The organism is Arthrobacter subterraneus (assembly GCF_900099735.1).
Lineage (GTDB): Bacteria > Actinomycetota > Actinomycetes > Actinomycetales > Micrococcaceae > Arthrobacter_D > Arthrobacter_D subterraneus.
The window spans coordinates 1-1,360 of the sequence record NZ_FNDT01000061.1 but is presented as its reverse complement, the minus strand read 5'-3'; the positions used below and the strand labels follow the sequence as shown (position 1 = coordinate 1,360).

The following is a 1,360-nucleotide window of genomic DNA, read 5'->3' as shown; positions in this document are numbered from 1 at the left end:
GGTCGGTCTTTCCAAGAATCACGCGGTGGCCGCCTCACGTTCGGGATCAACACGCCCGATACCCGGGCCGTTACACCACGCTAATGGGCACTACTATTGTCAGTAATTTTGGTCAGAATCATCGGTCCAAGCGCAGCTCCTACACCGATCGCACCAATGAGCAACCCAAAGTCTTGTTCCTCGAGTTGAAGGTGGTCCTGTGCCAGGACGACGAGGAGTGCGCCGGTTGCGCCGGCTGAGAGTGCGGCCAGGAATTGTGTCGCGGCCAATGCGCGCAGCATCTTGTGGTGTGCCAGCTGGTAGAGGCCTTCGCGGGCGTCCCGGTACCAGGAAGAACGCTTCACGCTTGCGGGCTGTGTCGGTAGCTTCAAGCGCAGCAGCGCCGCCGCTGAGACGAGATAGCTTGCGGCGTTGATCCAGAATGCCCAGTCATATCCGAACGCGACAACGACGACTCCGGCCAAGGGGGCAAGAACGATTTGTGAGACGACGGCGGCGGTCCAGATCCCGCTGTTGGCGGCGACCAGTTCGCGTTCCTTCACGAGGGAGGGCAACACGGATTGTGCTGCAGGGTTGAAGAACACCGCTGCCGCGGACAGGCCAACGGCTACGAGGTAGACGTTGGCCATATTGGCATCAACGAAAGGCAGGGCGAAAGCCAACGCAGCTCTGACGAGATCGGCGGCAATCATCACTTTTACCCTGGGCAGCCGGTCCACCAGCGCCCCGGCCAGGGGAGCCAGAAGCAGGACCGGGATGATTTCAGCGATCACCACCCCGGAGACCCCCAGCCCGGACCCAGTCAGGGAGTAGACCAGCAGGACCAGGGCAACGGTGTTGAAGGCATCGCCCCATTGCGAGATGGTACGTGCCGTCCATAAGGCCCGGTACGGCCTTTGTTTCAGCAAGGATGTGAACGAGGTCCCGGTAGGCATGGTCCAGTTTCAACAGTTCGTGTGGTGGCCATGGTCTTCAACAACAACCTTCCACCCAGCTGTAATATCTAGCTGGGAGGATGTATGAGAATTGGCGAACTTGGCCAGGTGGCGGGCATAAATCCAAAAACGATTCGGTACTACGAATCCATCGGAGTTCTCCCGGAGCCTGCCCGGACGGGATCAGGGTACCGGGATTACGATGAGTCGTTCCCCGATCGGTTGATGTTCATCCGGACCGCCCAGCGGTTGGGCATCACCCTAGATGAGATCAGGGAGATCCTTTCGTTCCGGGAACGCGGGGAGACGCCTTGCGCTTATGTGCGTGGTGGGTCAAGTCCATTTGCGTGGTGTAACGCGGTTGTCGCGTGATTCTTGGTATTCGGGTTAGGCGCTGAGCGCCAGTTCGGGTGTGGTGTCCTCCT

General features: G+C 59.6%; 2 protein-coding genes. One reads left to right on the top strand and one right to left on the bottom strand.

All coding sequences use genetic code 11. The annotated features are described in order from the left end of the window. Nucleotides 1-80: 80 nt before the first annotated feature. Nucleotides 81-935 carry an MFS transporter gene (locus tag BLS52_RS18220; protein ID WP_090588601.1) on the bottom strand — a complete coding sequence of 285 codons (855 nt, stop codon included), beginning with the start codon at nt 933-935 and terminating at the stop codon, nt 81-83. Nucleotides 936-1,019: 84 nt separating this feature from the next. Between BLS52_RS18220 and BLS52_RS19180 the strand changes: the two genes are divergently transcribed. Then, on the top strand, nt 1,020-1,307 hold the full coding sequence (locus BLS52_RS19180; RefSeq protein ID WP_090588599.1) for a MerR family transcriptional regulator: 288 nt from the start codon (nt 1,020-1,022) through the stop codon (nt 1,305-1,307). The last annotated feature ends 53 nt before the right edge of the window (nt 1,308-1,360 follow it).